The following is a 21,570-nucleotide window of genomic DNA, read 5'->3' on the forward strand; positions in this document are numbered from 1 at the left end:
TATGCTAACATCAAGAATAAGATTTTGTTAATAATTTATTGTTTTCTATTTTTTATTTAGTTTAAAATATATTAATTCATCATCTTCTTTTACTTTCAATAAGTCCTAAATACTTTACCTACTTCCATAATATTCAATATACTGAAATATACTCTTACAAAAGCTAACCTGTTAACTATATATCTACGTCTATTAGCTTTATTTCCTATTCCATCAAAGATGTCGTCTGCTCATGGAACTTTACCGTTAAAAGAAACTAGTCCTATTTCTGTAATAACAATGTTTATTCCTTTTATCCATTCACCAGAATTAGGGTTTAATACCATAGTATAAGATGTTATTTTTTCTTCTTCTAGACTAACTGATTTCATATAATTCTTAAGATCTTTTGCAAGAAGATTTAATCCTTCACAGGATGAGAAGTCTATTTTATCTCCACTTCTAATAAATAAGGAGTTCCTTTCTTAGAATCTTTTCAATTAATTAAATATATTCCGACTATCTATTCTAGTGCATCTCTAATGTTCTTTTTATTTTACCATGGCACTTTTCTATATACATATTCATATAATTTAATTGAGTAGGTTTTAAAAACTTACTTATTCAAATTCTATCTTAAGAGAGGGGCATAAACAATATGAGATCTGATTATCCAGATAGTTATTATGAAAATATAGATTATAACCGCCCATATCATGGGGATTTATTAGAAACTCTTCAAGAATGTGAAGCTACTTGCGAACATATGACTACTTTCATAAAGAAGAAATACCCTAAAAGAAAATTACAACTTATACTCCTTCGTGATTGTGCAGATATTTGTGGACTAACTGCAAAGTATATTGCACGACAGAGTCCATTTGCAAGAGATGCAGCTAGATTATGTGCAAATATATGTTACCGCTGTGGAATGGAATGCGCTAAGTATCCTGATAGAGAATCTCAAAGATGTTCAAAAATATGTCTAAACTGCGCAAGAGAGTGTCAAGCTTTTGCCATGGGATACTAGTTCATAACTAGAAAAGCGATCAAAATTTTGATCGCTTTTCTAGCTATAACTTTAAGACTTCACTTGTTTTAAAAATTTTATTGTTCTTTCATTTTTGGGATTATTAAAAATATCATCCGGCGAACCTTCTTCAACAATACTTCCACCATCCATAAATAAAACTCTATCTGCTACTTCTTTTGCAAATCTCATTTCATGAGTAACAATAATCATAGTAGTATGATTTTTTGCCAATCCTCTTATTACATCTAAAACTTCTCCTACAAGTTCAGGATCTAATGCAGATGTTGGTTCATCAAACAACATAATTTTAGGGCTTACAACCATAGCTCTACCAATTCCAACTCTTTGCTGCTGTCCTCCTGATAATTTTGAAGGGTAGCTATCTTTTTTATCTATTAGTCCTATTTTCTCTAATATATCCAATGCAATCTTTTCTGCTTTTTTATAATCCATCTTTTTTACTACAATCAATGGCTCAAGAATATTTTGCACTGCTGTTTTATTTTTAAAAAGATTATAGTTTTGGAATACCATAGATGTAACTTTTCTCAATTTATGTATTTGTTCTTTAGTTACATTTTTTGTATTTATCCTTAAATCTTCTATTTCAATTTCTCCTTTATCAGGAACTTCTAAATAATTTATACATCTAAGTAAAGTAGATTTTCCCGTACCTGAAGGACCAATTACTGCAACCACTTCACCTTTTTTAATTTCTAAATTAATTTCTTTTAGGACTTCTAATTTGTTAAATCTTTTATATAAATTTTTAATTTTTATCATATGAACACATCCTAATACGCTTTGGTCATCTTAATTTCTAATTTCTTTTGTAAGTATCCAAACAATGATATAACCACCCAATATATAATGATTACATCTGTAAAAGCTTCAAAAAATCTATAGGCTGCAGCTCCTTCCATTTGAGCTGTAGCCATTATTTCTGTTACCCCTAATGTAAAGGCAAGAGAAGAACCTTTTATAATATCAATAAAATTATTAGACAAAGCTGGTATAGCCACCCTTGCAGCTTGTGGTAAAATAACCCTTCTCATCGCCTGAAGATAAGTCATTCCTATAGATAAAGCCCCTTCCATTTGTCCTTTATCTACAGATGATATTGCACCTCTAATTGTTTCAGACATATATGCTGAAGCGTTCAAACTTAGTCCTATCACTGCAGTTGTAAAAGCATCCATTCCTTTTAAACTTGGGAATATCTGAACCAATCCAAAATATAAGAAAAACAGTTGCGCTATAAGAGGTGTGCCTCTAAAAAATGAAACATATACCCTTGTAATAGGATATAAAATTTTTATTTTAGTTTGAATAATTAATGAAACTATAATTGCAATCATCAATCCAAACACTAAAGATAACACAGACATTAAGAGGGTCACATGCAAATACTTTAACATTAACGGAAGTAGACCCAATGCAAAATCAAAACTGAAAACTTCCATATTTCTACCACCAATCACTTGCTAAATTATTATTTTTTTGTTGTATCTAAATCAAACCACTTTTTAGATAGTTCACTTAGTGTCCCATCTTCATGCATTTCTTTAATGACTTTGCTAATATTTCCTGACATTTCTTTACCCTCTTCACTTTTTGTAAATGGATATGCATTGATTTCTGATCCTATTTCTGTATTTGCTCCCATTAATTTTACATCTAGATTTCCTTGTTTAATAACTGTTTGAGATTTGATTGCTCCTTGCCAGCATGCATCTAGTCTTCCCATTTCCACTTCCTTTTCTAAAGGTGTCCCATCATAAAATGACATATCTAAATCAAGTTTATATTCTTCATTTAATGCTCTTAATGTTTTTTCTCCATTTCCACCTAACCAAGCTCCAACTTTTTTACCTTTAAGATCTTCTATTTTTTCATAAGTACTATCTTTTTTTACTATAAAATCATATTTACTATAAGCATATGGTTCAGTAAAATTATATTTTTCTTGTCTCTCTTTTGTAATAGACATTTGATGTGCCACTGTATCAATTTTACCAGCATCTAACAATCCAACCAATCCACTAAACTTTGATACTGTAAATTCAACCTTATATCCTGCTCTTTTTCCTATTTCATTCCAAACATCTACTTCAAATCCTTGGAGCTTATCATTTTCCTTAAAACACCATGGACTATATGTACCACCAGTTCCCACTCTTATTACTTTTTCAGTCTCTTGTGATGTGCTTTCATCAGCTTTTACATCTTCTGTTGTATTACATCCTGCAAATAACATAGTAGTCATTAATACTACTACTAACAATATTGCTGCTTTCATCTTTTTAAACATATAAATCCTCCTCTTTTTATAATGTATTCTTCATCTATGCTTTTTTCTTATAGATGATTGTCTATAGATTTTTTCAACCTACTTAGTCCTTCTTTCAATATAGATTGTGGACAAGCAATATTTATTCTTACAAAACCTTCTCCTTCTTTCCCATATGTATATCCTTGATTTAATATTAACTTTCCTTTGTTAAAAATAATATTTTCTAAATCATTTTTATTCAATCCTAATTTTCTTAAATCTAGCCATACTAAATATGTTGCTTCAGGTTGAATCACATTTACATTAGGAATATTCTCTTCTATGTATTTTGTCAAATAACTTAAATTTTGTTCTAAATATACCAAAAGATGATCTAACCATTCTTCTCCATGTCTATAAGCTGCTTCTAATGCTTCTATTCCAAATGTATTTGGCTTTGAAATACCACAGCTTTCTCTTTCTTTTAAGAACTTGTTTCTTATTATTTCATTTGTGATAATAATATTTGAAGTCTGAAGACCTGCAATATTAAAAGTCTTACTCGGCGCTGTACAAACAATTGTATTTTGAGCAAATTCCTCACTTATTGAAGCAAAAGGCGTATGCTTATGACCTTTTAATACTAAATCAGCATGAATTTCATCAGACACAAGTATTATATTGTTTTTTATACAAATCTCTCCAAGCCTTTTTAATTCTTCTTTACTCCACACTCTTCCTACTGGATTATGAGGACTACATAAAAACATAAGTTTTACCTTACCATCAATTTTTTTCTCTAAATCATCAAAATCCATTACATATTTTGTTCCATCAAACTTCAAAGGATTATCAACTACATCACATCCATTATTTTTAACTGATTTAAAAAATGGTGGGTATATAGGAGATTGAATGATTACTTTATCTCCATGATTTGTTAATGCTTTTAATATAATATTTAATGCTGGAACAACCCCTGGTGTAAATACAATCCATTCTTTTTTTATATCCCAATTGTGACGATACTTCATCCAATAAATCACTGCGTCATAATAAGTATCATATCCTCCAGCATATCCAAAAATACCGTGAATCCCCCTATTAATAATTGCATCCATTACACACTGTGGTGATTTAAAATCCATATCTGCTACCCATAAAGGTAGTAAATCTTTATCCAAAATCCCAAACCGTTCTTCTAATCCATCCCATTTTAAACAATTTGTATTTAAACGATTAATTACTTCATCAAAATTATATTTCATAAATAACCCTTTCTTTCATCCTTAAGAATATTTTCGATATATATATTTACTATTTTTGCCAATGATGCAAATTCAATTATAACTTACGATTCTAAAATAATCCAATAGAATTCCTTTATTTTACACACCTGTATTATAGAACAGTTTTATGCTAATATACTTCATATTTTCATATTAGAACTTCCTTTTAATATTTTTCTTGGGAAGACAATAAAAAAAACCTAGATCTTGTTTATACAAAATCTAGGTATCTACCAAATATTTTTATTTACTCTCCAATATAAAGTGCTTTTGCAACTGGGAATGGATCAAGTGCTCTTTCTAAAACTCCAGTTATATGACCTATTAATATTCCATAATTGACAATAGGAGTCTTGTTTTCTCTAGCCTGCATAACCCTAAACTCCATCTCCTTAGGATTTAGCATACATCCACCACAGTGAACTATTAAGCTGTACTTTTTCATTTCATCTGGCTCTGGATAGTTAACACCAGAAGTCCATTCAAAGTTTAGATTCTTACCACACATACCCTCTATCCATTTAGGAATTTTATCTCTTCCTATATCTCCTTCTTGTCTATGGTGAGTACATCCCTCACATATTAAAACATTATCATTTTCTTTTAATTTTTCTATTTGCTTAACTCCAAGAACAAGTTCTTCTAAATCTGCCTTGTATCTTGCGTATAGTATTGAAAATGACGTCATAGGTATATCCTTTGGGGTCAACTTATCTACCTTTTCGAAAGCCTGTGAGTCTGTTATAACTATCTTCGGCTTTTTGTTAAGACCTTTAAGAGTTGCTTCAAGCTCTGTTTCTCTTGTTATTATTGCTATTGAGCCATGGTCTATTATATCTCTTGTAGTTTGCTGTTGAGGAAGTATTAATCTTCCTTTTGGAGCTGCCTTATCTATAGGCGTAACTAAAACCACATAATCATTTGGCTCTATTAAATCTCCTACTATCTTCTTTTCAACATCAGTATTTGGAGAATGCTTTATAATTAAATTTTTAAGCTCATCTATTCCTTCCCTAGTCTTTGAACTTACATTTGTAAACTCAATCCCAAGCTCACCTTCTATATTTCTTATTTCTTCATCTGATAAATTCTTTTTATCAGACTTATTTATAACCCCAACTACTGGTATCTTTTTATCATTTATTCTATCTAAAGTCTCTTTATCAAAATCAGTTACTCCATCCACTGCACTTATAACTAGCACTGCAAGCTCAGTTTTATTTAATACCTGAAGCGTCTTTTTTACCCTAAGCTCACCTAAATCTCCCTCATCATCAATACCTGCTGTATCTATTAAAACAACAGGTCCTATTGGAAGTATTTCCATAGCTTTATAAACAGGGTCTGTAGTAGTTCCCGCAACATTTGAAACCAAAGCTATATCTTGATTAGTAAGTGCATTTATAAGGCTTGACTTCCCTGCATTTCTTCTTCCAAATATAGATATGTGTAGTCTATTACTTCTCGGTGTTTGCTGCATTCTTATACACCTCCATGTCTATTTTTAAATAAGATGGAAACTCTCTACTTGCTCCCGTTACTGCATCATATGCAGATTTTAAATCAACCATATTTTTATCTGAATATATTTGATAATTATATCTGTACTTAGCTGGAGTATTTATAAGCATTATAGTATTAGCTCCAGCCTTTAGAGCCTCTGCTTGAAGGTCTGAATCTATCGATGCAAGTGCAGTAGTAGCTGGCAAGAATACTCTCTTACATACAAGCCTTGTAACAGCAACCGCTTTTAAAGTCATATCTACATCTCCAGTTGGATAATTTTCAAGAGGAGTTCCTTTTGCAGGTATAAAAGGTCCTATTCCTATCATATTAATACCCATGTCCTTAAAGTAAAGTATATCATTTGCAATATCTTCTTCTCTTTGACCTGGAAGACCTATTATACATCCTGAACCATTTAAATATCCAAGTTCTTTTAACCAACTAGAACATTCTTTTCTATGATTTATATCATCATCTGGATGGATATAATTAAATATTTCTTCATTTGTAGTCTCTATTTTAAGAAGATAGTTATTAGCTCCAAGCTCTTTGAAGTATTCATAATCTTCTCTTGGTCGCTCACCTAAGCTTAAAGTTATCTTCATTCCAGTTTCCTTTTTCACCCTAGTTATTAAATTAGCTATTCTATCCCTAGTCCACCAAGCATCTTCTCCAGATTGAAGTATTACAGTCTTTATTCCTATATCATTAAGAGAATGAACAACCTCCATTATCTCATCCTCAGTCATTCTATATCTTTGAAGATCATTAAGATTTCTTCTTACTCCACAATACTTACAGTCTTTTTTGCAGTAATTAGAAAACTCAATAGCCCCTCTTATATCTACAACATCTCCAACAATCTTCTTTCTCATCTCATCAGCAGCCTTAAAAAGAGCTTCCTTCTCAGCCTTTCTATCTGTTTTAAGAAGAAGAACTATATCAGAATGAGTAAGCTCTTTGCCATCCTCTATCTTTTTAAGAACATCTAAAAACTCATCTCTTATTATACTGTTTTTAAGTCTATCTATAAGACCTGTAAGTCTTTCTGGCTTTTCCTCATATATACCTCTTATAGTTATATCATTTTCTCTTAAATACTTTTCACTTATGCCCCTATCCTTGTCCTCAACCTTTATAGCTATAGCACAAACCGAACCATACTCAGCAGGAGCAGGAACCAAAGAAGTCTTAATCCCCTTATCCTTTAACAACTTATCTCCCCTTAACATATGATTAGTAGACCCAGCCATTATAAGAAAGTATTTCTTATCTTTATCCATACAATTCCTCCACCGATATTTGTCTTAATAATATTCATCAATTTATTCTTTACTATTAGATGTTTTGCTTTTATGTCTTTATTTCCTATCTCTTTATTTTTAAGATTTTCTTATATAACAATACTTTATACATAGTACATATTCTAAAAATGAAGCTTATTAAAATGTTAGCGAATTTTTAAATATTTATAAATAAAACTTGTATTACATCGTTTGAATATACGTTAAGAAAGTTCGTTGTCTGACCGTAAGGGAGTTTAGAACTTTTAGTATATTCAATAAGGTGTAGTACTTAGTTTTATTATAAATATTTAATTATGAGCGGTATTTTAATAAGCTTCATTTTTCATTCAACCACATAGTATTCTTTACATAAGTATCTTAGAAATAAAGATCCTTCTCTCCTGCCTCTATTCTCTCAAGTCTCTTCAATGTCTCAGTCTTAACCTTCTCATCATCTATTTTCTCTATCTCAGCCTTAAGTAATTCTTCACCCATTTTTTTAGTATCATCAGATGCTACATTAACTAAATTTTCTTTAAATGTAAGTATTGCATTAGGTTGGCAAAATTCATGTATATGAGCATCCTTTGCAAGTTCCATAAATGCCTCTCCTGTTCTATTGTTTCTATAGCACGCAGTACAGAAACTTGGCAGGTGACCTTGCTTACATACAACCCTTAGAATTTCATCTAGACCTCTCTCATCATTTCCTTCAAACTGCTTAGCTTCTCTATCGTCTTCCTCGTACCCACCAGGATTTGTCTTAGAACCTGCTGACATTTGAGATACTCCTAGTTCAAGTAGTTCATCTCTTAAGCCTGCACTTTCTCTTGTAGACATTATTATTCCAGTATACGGAACAGCTAATCTATATACAGCAACTATCTTCTTAAAATCACTATCACTTACTGGATATGGTGTTTCTTCAAGAGCTGAACCAATTGCTGGTCTAAGTCTTGGAACAGATATTGTATGAGGTCCTACATTATACTTATTATCTAGATATTCAGAATGTATAAGAGTTGATAGAACATCAAATTTATAATCATAAAGTCCAAGTAATACACCTATGCCTACATCATCAATACCTGCTTCAAAAGCTCTTTCAATAGCAGTCAATCTATAATCGTAATCTGACTTTGATCCACTTACATGCATCTTCTTATAAGTAGGTCTATGATAAGTCTCTTGGAATATTTGATAAGTTCCTATTCCAACATCTTTAAGCTTTTTGAATTCTTCAACTTCAAGAGGCGCACAATTTACATTTATTCTTCTTATATCTACATTGTCATATACAGCTTGAACAGATTCAACTATATGATCTATATGAGTAACTCTTTTATCTTCACCACATACCATAAGTATTCTTTTGTGACCTTGCTTTTCTATTGCACTTGCTTCTTCTACAACCTCACTTGGACAAAGAGTTCTTCTATGTAATTCCTTGTTATGTACTCTAAATCCACAGTATAGGCAGTTGTTAGTACACTCATTACTAGTATAAAGAGGTGCAAACATTACTATTCTATTTCCATATATTTTTTCTTTTATGTATTTAGCAGCCTCAAACATCTTATTTAAAACTTCTTCATCATTAACCTGAAGTAAAGCAGCAGCTTCTGTTGATGTAAGTCCAAAACAATCCTTTGATTTTTCTATTATATTTAAAACATCTTGTTTAGATACGCACTTTGCATCCTCAAGAATATTATTTATTTTTTCCTCATTAATTATATTTAAAGTATTCATATCGAAAACCTCCCCATTATTTTTGTGTTAAAGCACTTTTTACACTAACTCCTTCAAGCCTTCCAAGCCTTCCCGTTAAAGCCCCTATTTCATCATTAGTACCATCTACTATTATAGATATAACACTCAAATTCTTTTCTTTATAAGGTATTCCCATTCTTCCAACTACAATCTCAGCATGTTTACTAAGTAACTTATTTACACTTTCAATGCTATCCCTATTCTCAACTAAAATACCAATTACTCCAATTCTTTTATTCATGTAAATACCTCTCTTTCAGTCTAAGAATATAAAAAAGCCCTCCTTAAAAGATAAGGAAAGCTCATAATTTTAATATCACCCTCTCACCTTTTACTCAGATATAACTCCTCGTAATTAGAATTTTTTATACTCTCCTCTTGATGAATAAATCCATCAATTAGATTTAGATTATTATGTTAATAATATTGTCAAAATAATTACAAATCATTTTGTAACTATTTTCATAATACTATTAGATATTTTATTAAAGAGGCCAATATTTAATTGACCTCTTTATATATTATGCTTTTAGCAAGACTCACATGCACATTCTTTTAATTTACAATCTCCAGCGCAAGCTTCTTCTTTAATTGGGTATATTTCTTTCTTAGAATAATGAGTATGAAGTAACTCATGAGCCATATGTCCATTTGGCTTTCCTAAGAAATCAGAGTATAGCTTTTGAATAGACTCATTCTTATGAGATTTTCTAACAGCCATAAGTGCATCTTCTTCATATAAAGCCTTAGCTCTTTCTACTCTTAAATCTACTTCTTCTCTTACCTTAGCAGAAACTTGTGGTTGTCCTCCACCAGTTACGCATCCTCCTGAACATCCCATAACCTCTATGAAATGATAATCAGCTTTTCCTTCTTTAATTAAATCAAGAAGTTGTGATGCAGCTCCTGTTCCATGAACTACAGCTACCTTAACAGCCATATCTCCTATTTTAACTTCAGCTTCTTTTAAGTTTTCTATTCCTCTAACAACATTATATTCTATTTCTTCTAAGTCCTCACCAGAAAGTACATCAGCTACTGTTCTAATAGCAGCTTCCATAACTCCACCTGTAGCTCCGAATATAACTCCTGCTCCTGTGTAATCTCCGAAGAACTCATCAAATACTCCGTCTTCTAATTTATTAAACTCTATTCTAGCTTCTTTTATCATCTTTCCAAGTTCTCTAGTTGTTAAAACTGCATCTACATCTCTTAATCCATCAACTTCCATTTCTTTTCTTGCAGATTCAGTCTTTTTAGATGTACATGGCATTATAGACACTACATATATATCCTTAGGGTCTATGTTATTTATCTTAGCGTAGTAAGACTTAAGTATAGCTCCCATCATTTGATGAGGTGACTTACAGCTTGATAAATTATCTAAAAGCTCTGGGTAATAGAATTCACAGTATCTTATCCAACCTGGTGAACATGAAGTTATCATTGGAAGTGTTCCACCATTTTGAATTCTATTTAGAAGCTCATGTCCTTCTTCCATTATAGTAAGGTCTGCTGCGAAGTTAGTATCAAATACCTTGTTAAATCCAAGTCTCTTAAGAGCTGATACCATCTTTCCAGTAACTCTAGTTCCTATTGGAAGACCGAATTCTTCTCCTAGAGCTGCTCTTACTGCTGGTGCAGTTTGAACTAATACATGCTTAGTATTATCTTCTATAGCATCCCATACTTTTTCTATATCAGATTTTTCTCTAAGTGCTGCAACTGGACATACATTTATACATTGTCCACAGTACACACATGGTGCATCTGCCATACTTGTATCAAATGCAGGTGCAACTTCAGTCTCTATACCTCTGTTAGTGAATGCTAATGCTCCTATATTTTGAACCTTTGAACATACAGCAACACATCTTCCGCAAAGTATACATTTATTAGGATCTCTTACTATTGAGCTTGATAATTCATCTATAGCTTTTTCTTCTCTTTCTCCTTCGAACTCAACATTTTTAACATTTAGATCTTCTGAAAGCTTTTGTAATTCACAATTTCCATTTCTAAAACAAGCTAAACAATCTCTGTTGTGATCTGAAAGTATTAATTCTAGATTAGCCTTTCTAGCTTCTCTTATTTTTCTTGTATTAGTCTTTATTACCATTCCCTCAGCTACCGGATGAACACATGAAGCTTGAAGATTTCTAGCTCCTTCTATTTCAACTAAACACATTCTACATGCTCCGATTTCATTTATATCCTTTAAGTAGCAAAGAGTCGGTATATCTATTCCTATCTCTCTAGCAGCTTCAAGTATAGTATACTCTTTAGGAACTTCTATTTTTACATTATCTATAGTTAAAGTAACTTTTTGCACTATAAACACCTCTCTTTTCATGATTATTGTTTAGATATCGCTCCAAATGGACATTTAGCAACACATGCTCCACACTTTATACAAGCATCTGTATCTATTATATGTGCTTCCTTAACCTTACCTTTTATAGCATTAACTGGACATGCCTTAGCACATAATGTACATCCCTTACATTTATCCTCAGTAACCTTGTACTCAAGTAGTGCTTGACATACTCCTGATGGACATCTCTTTTCATTTACATGAGCTTCATATTCATGTCTAAATCTCTTTATAGTTGAAAGTACTGGGTTGGGAGCTGTTTGACCAAGTCCACAAAGTGCAGAAGTCTTAATATTTTCAGCAAGCTTTTCAAGCTTTTCTATATCACTTCTTTCACCTTTACCCTCTGTTATTTTCTCTAATATTTCAAGCATTCTCTTTGTTCCTATTCTACAAGGTGGACATTTTCCACAAGATTCTTCAACTGTAAACTCCAAGAAGAATTTAGCTATATCAACCATACAGTTATCTTCATCAAGTATAATCATTCCACCAGATCCCATCATAGATCCAAGGGCTGTTAATGAATCATAATCTATTGGAGTATCTAAATATTCCTCTGTTAAGCATCCACCAGATGGTCCTCCAGTTTGAACTGCCTTAAACTTCTTACCATTAGGAATTCCTCCACCTATTTCAAATATTATCTCTCTTAAAGTAGTTCCCATAGGTATTTCTACAAGACCAGTATTTTCTACCTTACCTCCAAGAGCAAATACCTTTGTTCCCTTAGATTTTTCTGTTCCAATTGATGAGAACCAATCTGCTCCCTTTAATATTATCTTTGGTATATTAGCGTAAGTTTCAACGTTGTTAAGTAGCGTTGGCTTATTCCATAAACCTTTAACTGCTGGGAATGGAGGTCTTGGTCTTGGCATACCTCTTCTACCCTCTATAGAATTTATAAGTGCTGTTTCTTCTCCACAAACAAAAGCTCCAGCTCCAAGTCTTATTTCCATATCATAGTCAAAATCAGTTCCGAATATGTTTTTACCAATATATCCTGCTTCTCTAGCCTTATCTATTGCTATTTGAAGTCTTTCGATTGCAACTGGATACTCAGCTCTTACATATACATATCCTTGGTTTGCCCCAACCGCATATCCAGCTATAGCCATAGCCTCTATTACAGCATGTGGATCTCCCTCAAGTATAGATCTATCCATAAATGCTCCTGGATCTCCTTCATCTGCATTACATGCAACATACTTTTGATCACTATCTGTCTTATACGTAAACTCCCATTTAAGACCTGTTGGGAATCCTCCGCCTCCACGTCCACGAAGTCCTGATTTTTTAACTTCATCTATAACTTGCTCAGGAGTCATTTCAGTTAACGCTTTTTTAAGAGCTCCGTATCCTTTTTTCTCTAAATAATCATCTATGTCTTCTGCTCCTATAACTCCACAATGCTCAAGAGCTATTCTCATTTGCTTTTTATAAAAAGGTACTTCTTCAAAAGATTTAACTTCTCCCTCTTCAGTAACCGCTTCTTTATATAAAAGATCTTTTACTATTTTTTTGCCTATTATATGTTCATCAACTATCTTTTCTACATCTTCAAGCTTAACATGTGCATAAAAAGCTCCTTCTGGATAAACAATAACTATAGGTCCTGCCGCACAAAGTCCGAAACATCCTGTTTTTATCATTTTAACGTCTTCTTTTATTCCTCTTTGTTCAAGTAAATTTTCCATTTTCTCTAATATTTTAAGAGAACTAGATGAAGTACAACCAGTACCCCCACAAACTAATACCTGGTTTTTATAAGCCATTAATAGTCCCTCCTTGAATAATTTCTTCTATACTAATAAATTGTCTTATTTATATTTGCTAAGTATTCCTTCAACATCATCAACTGTTAGTTTTCCATAGACATCTTCATTAACAGTCAATACAGGTGCAAGTCCACAAGCTCCTATACATCTTGTAGCTACTAATGTGAATTTTCCATCCTCGCTTGTCTTTCCTACTTCTACATCAATCTCTTTTGATATTTTATTTATTATATCTTGAGCTCCCTTAACGTAACATGCTGTTCCAAGACATACTCCTATTACATATTCTCCTTTTGGTTGAAGCGAGAATTGAGAGTAGAAAGTTGCAACTCCGTAAATTTCAGCAAGTGGAATATTAAGTTCTTCTGATATTTTCTTTTGAACCTCAATTGCAACGCATCCAAATATCTTTTGAGCTTCTGTAAGCACAGGCATTAATGGTCCAGGTTTACCCTTATATTTTTGTATAACATGGTCTAATTTTTCAAAGTTCTCTTTAGTGAAGACATTTCTTGCCATCATGTACCTCCCCATAATTTTAAAATATTAATTTATTTAAGTTATAACAAAAAAAACAAATTTAATTCGAAAGTTTGTTAATTTATTGTCGTTTCGTTTTGTTAAAAATATTATAGCATAGATTTAAATTTTTCTGCAAATCTTTTATTTTCAATAATTTAAATAGTTCTTAATAATTTGTCTCTTGATATCGTTTTCCTTATTTTAGTATATGTATATTTATTGATAAAGCTGTATTTTAATACATTAATGCGATATTGAATATCATTATCTAGTAATCGTGATCAATTTTTAAGACATAAAATCTAAATTTTCGCACACTATTTTTTATTCATTCATGTGTATAAAAATTCATTTTTTTATTTTATTAAACTTTATTTATGTATTTTTCATGAGTATTTATGTGGTTTTCGTTATTTTTTTAACGCCACCCTCTCACCGCCTGCGTATAAATACTTTTTTCAGAATTTTCTTTCCCTTTTGAATATTAATTCTTATTTTACATATATTTTCACTTTTTGTAAATATTTTTTTAGTGAGCATCTTGATAATTTAATAACACAATTATAATTATACTAATTATTAAATTAACATATTTTTCAGACTTTTTTTGAAATAAATTATTTTTTTAATAAATTTTTTTTTGATTTTAATATAATAAAATACATTTCATTCCTTATATAGTTATTTTTTGATTGAATTATTCTAACTTGTAGGTTTTTATTCTTTTTAATTTTGATATTTTTTTATAGTTATTAATATTAAGTTATTAATACTATACTTAACAATATATAAGTAAAGTTTTAACATTGTAAGAAAAAGAATACAATATACTTTCATATATACAAAAAAATTTACATCATTTTATCCCATAGCTCATATGCCAACTGGTCATAATGAACTTCGCTGCTTAAAAATAGTTTATGTTTTATAATGCCTTAGTATATAAAAAAGTCTGAGGACAAAACTTTGGCCTCAGACTTTTTATAATTCCAACTATTTATTATTTTTTAATTTTATTGTCTCTTCACATATATTTTGTGCCATTCTTATAAGAAATCCTAAAACTAGATCCTTTTCTTCTTCTTTAAAACCCTTAGTTAAAATTTCTGATGATTCTCTTAAAATTGCTGTGAATCCATCTCTAATGCTATTTCCCTTTTCTGTTATATATAATCTATGTTTTCTTTTATCTATACTGTCTTTTTCTTTATATACATATCCTTTTTCAATTAAAGATTTTATTCCTCTTGCTACTTCATACTTATCTACTTTTAATCTGTTTACTATATCATCCTGACATATACCTTCATTTAAATATATTTGAATCAAATACTTATATTCACTTTTATTTAAATTATATTTTTCAAGATGTTTACCTACATAATAATTGTTATTTCTGTATATACGATCTATAAATTTACCAAATGATACTTTTTCAGTTATAAATTCTTCATCTTTTATACCCATTATAATTTTCTCCTTTGCTTATTTATATATATATTATATAGTTTATACCTATATAATCAAATATACTATAAAATATTATTAGTTGTAATTAGCAACAATATAGTTTATAATAGTTGTTAGTTGCAACTATTCTTTTTGGAGGTATCTCATGAATAAAAATTATATATTAGGTCAAGAAAAAGAGTTTAAAGCTTTAATGAAGCTTAGTATTCCAGCTACTATAGCAATGCTTGTAAATGCTATTTATAACATTGTAGATACAATATTTATAGGTAGAGGTGTGGGTTCTCTTGGTATAGCAGGTGTATCAATCTATCTACCAATACAAATGATAATAATGTCTATTTCTTTATTGATAGGAGTTGGAACAGCTTCAATAATTTCTAGAAAATTAGGAAGTAAAGATTTAGAAGGTGCAAATAAAGCCAGCGGTAATCTCTTCTTTATTATAGTTATATTTTCACTTTTTACTTCTGTATTTGGATCTATATTTGCTAGAGAAATAGTCAAAATCTTTGGTGCTAGTAATGAAGTTCTCCCTTATGCAACTGATTATGCTAAGATGATGTTTTTAGGTGTATTAGTTTTTCCTATTTGTGTAGCTTCAAATAATATAATTAGATCAGAAGGAAATGCAAAAGATGCTATGATAAGTATGATATTAGGGATGATTTCAAATGTATTTTTAGATTACTTGTTTATATATATATTTGATATGGGTATATCTGGAGCTGGATTAGCTACTTCTATATCTAAAGGATTGACGTTTATATATATAGCTTATTACTTTATAAAAAAATCTTCTATAGATATTAAATTAAAACACTTTAGATTAAATACTGATATATCAAAAGAAACTATATCAATAGGTTCATCTGCTTTTATTACCCAGTTATCCATGAGTATAGTAACTTTATTACTAAACTATTCTCTATATAGCTACGGGGGAGATCAAGCTGTTTCTATATATGGAATAGTATACAAACTTACTTTATTTATACAAATGCCATTAGCTGGACTTATACAAGGTATGCAACCTCTTATAGGTTATAATATGGGTTCTAAAAATATTGATAGAATTAAAAATACAGTTAAAATCAGCTTAATATTCTCTACTTGCATGTCTAGCATATTGACAGCATTGATATTTTTATCTCCAGAATTTATCGTTAAATTGTTTACGACAGATAAATATCTAATATCTCAAGGTAGCGCTGTTTTAAAAATAGTAATTCTTATGTATCCAATATTAGGAGCATATATGATTTCTGTAGGCTTTTATCAATCTATAGGTAAGGGAAAAGAATCCTTAATACTATCCTTACTTAGACAAATAATATTCTTTATCCCACTCTCACTTATATTGCCTTCTGTATTGAACTTAGGAATATTAGGTATTTGGATATCATTTCCTATATCAGATTTATTGTCATCTTTATGTTCTTTAGCATTTGTAACAAAACAGTATAAGGATGTATATTTACTTGATAAAAATCAATTCTGTTAATAATAAAGAAGAGTTTTAGCAATAAGTTTAGAATTATATAGTTTTCTTAAAAATAGTTGCAAGTCTAGTTCTTCCATAAATGTTATTTAAAAGTTGAAAGTCATATAATCTCTATAGCGTAAAAAAATACTACATTATATAAATATAATGTAGTGTTTTTTCTATCTATCATCATCTAATTTTTTCATTAACTTATCATTAAACACTCTAGCAGCATTATATCCCATGGCCTTTTGTCTATAATTTCTAGCCGCAACCTCTATTATCATAGCTAAGTTTCTTCCAGGCTTCACTGGTATTGTTATCTTTTCAACAGGAATTTCTAGTATATCCATATGTTCTTCATCTATACCAAGTCTATCATAATACTTTCCTTCCTTCCAAGACTCAAGATAAACTACCATATCTATTAACTTACTAGGCTTTATAGCACCTACTCCATAAAGACTCTTTATATCAAGTATTCCAATACCTCTTATTTCCATAAGATATTTTATAATATCAGGCGCTTGTCCTGTTAATAGGTCTTCCTCTGTCTTTTTTATCTCAACAGCATCATCAGCTACAAGTCTATGCCCTCTTTTTATAAGTTCTAGTGCTGTTTCTGATTTTCCTACACCACTTTCACCAGTTATTAAAACACCGATTCCATAAACATCTACTAATACTCCATGTATTGTTGTAGTTGGAGCTAGTTTTGAATCCAAGTAATTTGAGATTTTATTTATAAATCTAGTAGTACTCATATGTGTTCTTAAAAAAATCTTTTTATGCTTCTTACACGCATCTACTGCATCTTTACTAGGCTCAAGTCCTCTAGTCAATAAAAGAGCTGGAATATCATAAGAAAATAACTTATCGAGTCTCTCCCATCTAGTTTTTTCGTCTAGATATTGAAAATATTCATATTCTCCTCTTCCTACAATTTGCATCCTATCATATGCAAAATAATCAAAGAATCCCGCATACTGAAGACCCGGCCTGTTAACATCAGACGATGTTATATACTGTTCTACATTTTCTGGCATATATACAATTTCTAAACCTAAATCCTCTATCATTTCTTTTACTGATACCTTCTCCATGTCATCATCCCTTTCTGCTTTATCCTAACAAGTAACTTCTTATTTACTTTGAATTAAAGAATTCATATACACTTTTTGCTGATTTTTTATTCATACCTTCTACACTCTCAAGTTCACTTAAAGTTGCTTTTTTTATATTATCTACAGTTTTATAGTGAGATAATAGATTCATCTTTCTTTTACTTCCTATATTAGGTATATCATCTAATACAGATTTAGTCATATTCTTAAGCTTTAAAGACCTATGATAAGCTATAGCAAATCTATGTACCTCTTCTTGTATCAAAGATATAAACTTGTATATATTAGAACTTTTTTCTAGTTCAATCTCTGTATCAGCTGATATAAGTCCTTTTGTTCTGTGCTTATCATCCTTGTACATTCCCCATAAAGGAATATCAATGTTCTTATTCTTTAAAACCTTTTTAACAGCATTTACTTGACCCAAACCTCCGTCAAGCAATATTAAATCTGGATAATTGCCAGATTCTAACCTTCTACTAACTATCTCTTGCATAGATGCATAATCATTTGGCCCTATAACAGATTGAATCTTATATCTTCTATACTCTTTTTTATCTTTCTTTCCATCTGTAAATACAACCATACTACCTACTGAATCTACTCCTTGTATATTAGATATATCGTATGCTTCTATTCTACTTGGCTTTTTATCTAAATTAATTAATTCTTTTATTTGGTCTAAAACACCTACAGTCTTTTCAAACTTAATTTTTTCTAGATTGGTGAACTTTTCTAATGACTCTAAAGCATTTTTCCTAACCATATTTATAAGATCTTTCTTTTCTCCTCTTTTAGGTATCTTAATATCTACCTTCTTATTTTTAATACCACTTAGCCATTTCTTTATTATCTCCATATCTTCTATTTCATTTTCTATTATTAACTCTTGAGGTATAAATACACCAGATGAATAAAATTGTTTTATAAAAGAAGCCATTACTTCTTCTCTTTCATTATCAAGTACACCTTTTAGTATATAATGTTCTCTACCAACTATTTTTCCATTTCTAATAAAAAATATTTGAACACAAGCTTCATCATTTAGGTTTGACATAGCTATTACATCTTGATTTATATCATTAGTAGATACTATTTTTTGTGTTTGTATTATATTCTCAATACTTATTATCTTATCTCTGTATTTTGCCGCTTTTTCAAACTCAAAATTCTTTGAACATAATTCCATATTCATTTGTAGATCTTTTTTGAGGTTTTCTATTTTGCCAGACAGAATCATTATTATCTCATCTATCATTTCCATATATTCTTGTTTAGTAACATTGCCGGTACATGGACCTATACATCTTTTAATATGATGATTAAGGCATGGTCTTTGTTTTCTTTGTATAGCTTTATTTATATCTATACTGCATGTTCTTATAGGATACATATTTTTTATAAGCTCTAAAGTTTGATTAAGAGCACTTATATTAGTATAAGGTCCAAAATATTTAGCCTTGTCCTTCTTTATCTTTCTAACCTTTAACACTCTTGGATAATCTTCGTTTAATGTTATCTTTATATAAGGATAAGTCTTATCATCTCTTAATAAAACATTGTATTTAGGTCTATATTCCTTTATTAAATTACATTCAAGTATCAATGCTTCAATTTCTGAATCCGTAATTATATATTCAAATTCAGTAATGTTTTTAACCATAGATTTTACTTTTAATGTATGGTTCTTTGATACAAAATACTGTCTTACTCTATTTTTTAAGGAAATAGCTTTTCCTACATATATAACATTTTTATATTTATCCTTCATTATATATACACCTGGTGAACTAGGTAGATTCTTTAACTGTTCCTTTATGTCAAACATATTATTCACTCCTTATGACTTATTATAATTAATTTTTTGAAATTTTAAAATAAAAAAGTCCCTACTTTAAAGATTTTATATATAAACTTTTTTAAATATACATATATTACAAAATTTGATAGTTCCCAAAATATAAGTTTGTGATATAATAATAATAACTAAAGTTTTATAATATAATATATAATAACTAAAATTAAGGAGTGTGATTTCTGACATGTCCAACGGTGACAGGTCTGTTCCAACCCGAGTCAAAGACTATTCAGCATGTTTATCAATACTATTAATAATGTACTTTATTTCTAGTTTTTTAATCGGAATATTTTAAAAAAAGTCTACCTATTTAGGTAGACTTTTTTTATATATAATTAAATGACTATGCTTACAACTATTTTTAGCAACGGAGTTCAGAGAACTCATTGCGAAATAAGCTATGCATTAGCATACAGCGAATTTTAACTTACAACTTGACTTGCTTTCTTAGCTTTAGATTCAAGATTTGGATATCCAAGTGATATAGCTAATATTCCAAATATAAATATTAATATAGGATAGTGTAAATACTTCATTATATCTAAAGGCGATATAGATGCAAGACCTGCTGCTATCAATATCTGTGCTCCATATGGAATTATCCCTTGGCAAGATGCTGCAAATATATCTAATATACTAGCACTTCTTCTTGGGTCTATATCATATTCTACAGCTATATCTTTTGCTATAGGACCTGCCATAACTATTGCTATAGTGTTATTAGCAGTACATATATCTACAATACTTACAATAGCTGCTATCCCAAATTCTGCACCCTTTTTTGTCTTTATTCTACTTCTTATAAACTCTAATATAAACTGTATTCCTCCATTGAATTTTATAAGTTCAACTACTCCACCAACTATTATAGCTATCATAGCTAAATCTTCCATTCCAGAAATTCCAGTGGCTATAGCCTGTATAAATCCAAATAATCCAAATGATTTATAATAAAGACCTACAGCTCCTGCAAATAAAATACCTCCACCTAATATTATAAATACATTTACTCCAAATAAAGCTGCCACTAGTACAGATAAATACGGTAATACCTTTACTATTTCATAAGTATATTCAGTATCTAAGCTAAGTTGATTTCCAGATGTTATAACTCCTAGAATTATTGCAGTTATAATAGCTGCTGGTAAAGTTATAATAAAGTTAACTTTAAACTTATCTCTCATTTCACAACCTTGAGTTCTAATAGCTGCAATAGTAGTATCCGAAATCATAGATAAATTGTCTCCAAACATTCCACCACCAACTACTGCCCCAAGCGCTAATCCAGTTGGGATTGATATCTTTTCAGCAACTCCTATAGCAATTGGTGCAAGTGCTACTATAGTTCCTACAGATGTTCCCATTGAAAAAGATATAAAACATGCAATAATGAATAATCCAACTATCAATAGATTTTCAGGTAGAATAGATAAGCTTAAATTTACAGTAGCATCTACTCCTCCCATTTCTTTTGCTACATTTCCAAATGCTCCAGCTAATATAAATATAATTGCCATAAGTATAATATTACTTTCTCCTGCACCTTTACAAAATACATCTATCTTAGTAGATATACTCTCTTTTGAATTCATAAATAAAGCAACAGCTGCTGATATTAAAAAAGCTACAATAACAGGCATCTTATAAAAATCATTAGTTATAACTCCAGATCCTATAAAAATAATTAAAAATACTGCCAAAGGTAATAATGCCCAAGGATTTCCTGTTTTTTTGTTCATAGTATACACTCCTTCACTAAATTAATGTAGTATAGTTCTAAAGCGATTTAGTTATTACTTTTTTTATACTATGTATTTAAC

At 30.2% G+C, this 21,570-nt stretch carries 18 protein-coding genes; 2 read left to right on the forward strand and 16 right to left on the reverse strand.

What is annotated here, in order from left to right:
• Positions 1–230 precede the first annotated feature (230 nt).
• The gene (locus tag M2214_RS14910; RefSeq protein WP_248480514.1) at positions 231–371 is read right to left on the reverse strand and encodes a hypothetical protein; all 141 of its coding nucleotides are present in this window, start codon (positions 369–371) and stop codon (positions 231–233) included.
• A gap of 266 nt (positions 372–637) precedes the next feature.
• Between M2214_RS14910 and M2214_RS14915 the strand changes: the two genes are divergently transcribed.
• A complete protein-coding gene (locus M2214_RS14915; protein WP_248480516.1) occupies positions 638–1,009 on the forward strand; it encodes a four-helix bundle copper-binding protein in 372 nt (123 codons plus the stop codon).
• Between the two features lie 51 nt (positions 1,010–1,060).
• Here the strand turns inward: M2214_RS14915 and M2214_RS14920 are convergent, their stop codons facing one another.
• The 12 genes from M2214_RS14920 to M2214_RS14975 all read right to left on the reverse strand — a co-directional run bounded on the left by M2214_RS14920 (position 1,061) and on the right by M2214_RS14975 (position 15,279).
• Positions 1,061–1,795, reverse strand: a complete 735-nt coding sequence (locus tag M2214_RS14920) for an amino acid ABC transporter ATP-binding protein (RefSeq protein ID WP_248480533.1) — start codon at positions 1,793–1,795, stop codon at positions 1,061–1,063.
• 11 nt (positions 1,796–1,806) lie between these two features.
• The gene (locus M2214_RS14925) at positions 1,807–2,475 is read right to left on the reverse strand and encodes an amino acid ABC transporter permease (protein ID WP_248480535.1); all 669 of its coding nucleotides are present in this window, start codon (positions 2,473–2,475) and stop codon (positions 1,807–1,809) included.
• A 29-nt stretch (positions 2,476–2,504) separates the two neighbouring features.
• A complete protein-coding gene (locus tag M2214_RS14930; protein ID WP_248480542.1) occupies positions 2,505–3,323 on the reverse strand; it encodes a transporter substrate-binding domain-containing protein in 819 nt (272 codons plus the stop codon).
• 47 nt (positions 3,324–3,370) lie between these two features.
• Positions 3,371–4,552 (reverse strand): MalY/PatB family protein, encoded by a 1,182-nt coding sequence (locus tag M2214_RS14935; RefSeq protein WP_248480544.1) that lies wholly within the window; start codon positions 4,550–4,552, stop codon positions 3,371–3,373.
• Positions 4,553–4,820: 268 nt separating this feature from the next.
• Positions 4,821–6,053 carry a [FeFe] hydrogenase H-cluster maturation GTPase HydF gene (gene hydF / locus M2214_RS14940; protein ID WP_248480546.1) on the reverse strand — a complete coding sequence of 411 codons (1,233 nt, stop codon included), beginning with the start codon at positions 6,051–6,053 and terminating at the stop codon, positions 4,821–4,823.
• Complete coding sequence (gene hydE / locus M2214_RS14945) at positions 6,031–7,362, reverse strand: [FeFe] hydrogenase H-cluster radical SAM maturase HydE (RefSeq protein WP_248480548.1); 1,332 nt, start codon at positions 7,360–7,362, stop codon at positions 6,031–6,033. Before hydE ends, hydF begins: the two co-directional genes overlap by 23 nt.
• Before the next feature lie 381 nt (positions 7,363–7,743).
• Positions 7,744–9,117, reverse strand: a complete 1,374-nt coding sequence (hydG, locus tag M2214_RS14950; protein WP_248480555.1) for a [FeFe] hydrogenase H-cluster radical SAM maturase HydG — start codon at positions 9,115–9,117, stop codon at positions 7,744–7,746.
• A gap of 16 nt (positions 9,118–9,133) precedes the next feature.
• Complete coding sequence (locus M2214_RS14955) at positions 9,134–9,379, reverse strand: TM1266 family iron-only hydrogenase system putative regulator (protein WP_248480564.1); 246 nt, start codon at positions 9,377–9,379, stop codon at positions 9,134–9,136.
• A 288-nt stretch (positions 9,380–9,667) separates the two neighbouring features.
• Positions 9,668–11,470 carry an NADH-dependent [FeFe] hydrogenase, group A6 gene (locus M2214_RS14960; RefSeq protein WP_248480566.1) on the reverse strand — a complete coding sequence of 601 codons (1,803 nt, stop codon included), beginning with the start codon at positions 11,468–11,470 and terminating at the stop codon, positions 9,668–9,670.
• 23 nt (positions 11,471–11,493) lie between these two features.
• The gene (gene nuoF / locus M2214_RS14965; protein ID WP_248480568.1) at positions 11,494–13,287 is read right to left on the reverse strand and encodes an NADH-quinone oxidoreductase subunit NuoF; all 1,794 of its coding nucleotides are present in this window, start codon (positions 13,285–13,287) and stop codon (positions 11,494–11,496) included.
• 45 nt (positions 13,288–13,332) lie between these two features.
• Positions 13,333–13,809 (reverse strand): NADH-quinone oxidoreductase subunit NuoE, encoded by a 477-nt coding sequence (nuoE, locus tag M2214_RS14970; RefSeq protein ID WP_248480570.1) that lies wholly within the window; start codon positions 13,807–13,809, stop codon positions 13,333–13,335.
• 996 nt (positions 13,810–14,805) lie between these two features.
• Positions 14,806–15,279, reverse strand: coding sequence for a MarR family winged helix-turn-helix transcriptional regulator (locus M2214_RS14975; protein ID WP_248480572.1), 474 nt, complete (start codon positions 15,277–15,279; stop codon positions 14,806–14,808).
• Between the two features lie 148 nt (positions 15,280–15,427).
• On the opposite strand from M2214_RS14975, the gene M2214_RS14980 reads away from it, so the two are divergent.
• Positions 15,428–16,786 carry an MATE family efflux transporter gene (locus M2214_RS14980; RefSeq protein ID WP_248480581.1) on the forward strand — a complete coding sequence of 453 codons (1,359 nt, stop codon included), beginning with the start codon at positions 15,428–15,430 and terminating at the stop codon, positions 16,784–16,786.
• Positions 16,787–16,947: 161 nt separating this feature from the next.
• On the opposite strand, the gene hprK is transcribed toward M2214_RS14980, so the two are convergent.
• The 3 genes from hprK to M2214_RS14995 form a co-directional block, all read right to left on the reverse strand.
• Positions 16,948–17,871 carry an HPr(Ser) kinase/phosphatase gene (gene hprK, locus M2214_RS14985; protein WP_248480583.1) on the reverse strand — a complete coding sequence of 308 codons (924 nt, stop codon included), beginning with the start codon at positions 17,869–17,871 and terminating at the stop codon, positions 16,948–16,950.
• Positions 17,872–17,914: 43 nt separating this feature from the next.
• Positions 17,915–19,720: an excinuclease ABC subunit UvrC gene (gene uvrC / locus M2214_RS14990; RefSeq protein ID WP_248480585.1), complete on the reverse strand. Its 1,806-nt coding sequence runs from the start codon at positions 19,718–19,720 to the stop codon at positions 17,915–17,917.
• 452 nt (positions 19,721–20,172) lie between these two features.
• The gene (locus M2214_RS14995; RefSeq protein WP_248480588.1) at positions 20,173–21,489 is read right to left on the reverse strand and encodes a Na+/H+ antiporter NhaC family protein; all 1,317 of its coding nucleotides are present in this window, start codon (positions 21,487–21,489) and stop codon (positions 20,173–20,175) included.
• Positions 21,490–21,570: the final 81 nt, after the last annotated feature.

Source organism: Tepidibacter aestuarii, assembly GCF_934924865.1.
Lineage (GTDB): Bacteria > Bacillota > Clostridia > Peptostreptococcales > Peptostreptococcaceae > Tepidibacter_A > Tepidibacter_A aestuarii.

Coding starts and splice junctions, on each gene's coding strand:
- M2214_RS14910 (WP_248480514.1), bottom strand. CDS start 371: ATGAAATCAGTTAGTCTAGAAGAAGAAAAAATAACATCTTATACTATG.
- M2214_RS14915 (WP_248480516.1), top strand. CDS start 638: ATGAGATCTGATTATCCAGATAGTTATTATGAAAATATAGATTATAAC.
- M2214_RS14920 (WP_248480533.1), bottom strand. CDS start 1,795: ATGATAAAAATTAAAAATTTATATAAAAGATTTAACAAATTAGAAGTC.
- M2214_RS14925 (WP_248480535.1), bottom strand. CDS start 2,475: ATGGAAGTTTTCAGTTTTGATTTTGCATTGGGTCTACTTCCGTTAATG.
- M2214_RS14930 (WP_248480542.1), bottom strand. CDS start 3,323: ATGTTTAAAAAGATGAAAGCAGCAATATTGTTAGTAGTAGTATTAATG.
- M2214_RS14935 (WP_248480544.1), bottom strand. CDS start 4,552: ATGAAATATAATTTTGATGAAGTAATTAATCGTTTAAATACAAATTGT.
- hydF (WP_248480546.1), bottom strand. CDS start 6,053: ATGCAGCAAACACCGAGAAGTAATAGACTACACATATCTATATTTGGA.
- hydE (WP_248480548.1), bottom strand. CDS start 7,362: ATGGATAAAGATAAGAAATACTTTCTTATAATGGCTGGGTCTACTAAT.
- hydG (WP_248480555.1), bottom strand. CDS start 9,117: ATGAATACTTTAAATATAATTAATGAGGAAAAAATAAATAATATTCTT.
- M2214_RS14955 (WP_248480564.1), bottom strand. CDS start 9,379: ATGAATAAAAGAATTGGAGTAATTGGTATTTTAGTTGAGAATAGGGAT.
- nuoF (WP_248480568.1), bottom strand. CDS start 13,287: ATGGCTTATAAAAACCAGGTATTAGTTTGTGGGGGTACTGGTTGTACT.
- nuoE (WP_248480570.1), bottom strand. CDS start 13,809: ATGGCAAGAAATGTCTTCACTAAAGAGAACTTTGAAAAATTAGACCAT.
- M2214_RS14975 (WP_248480572.1), bottom strand. CDS start 15,279: ATGGGTATAAAAGATGAAGAATTTATAACTGAAAAAGTATCATTTGGT.
- M2214_RS14980 (WP_248480581.1), top strand. CDS start 15,428: ATGAATAAAAATTATATATTAGGTCAAGAAAAAGAGTTTAAAGCTTTA.
- hprK (WP_248480583.1), bottom strand. CDS start 17,871: ATGGAGAAGGTATCAGTAAAAGAAATGATAGAGGATTTAGGTTTAGAA.
- uvrC (WP_248480585.1), bottom strand. CDS start 19,720: ATGTTTGACATAAAGGAACAGTTAAAGAATCTACCTAGTTCACCAGGT.
- M2214_RS14995 (WP_248480588.1), bottom strand. CDS start 21,489: ATGAACAAAAAAACAGGAAATCCTTGGGCATTATTACCTTTGGCAGTA.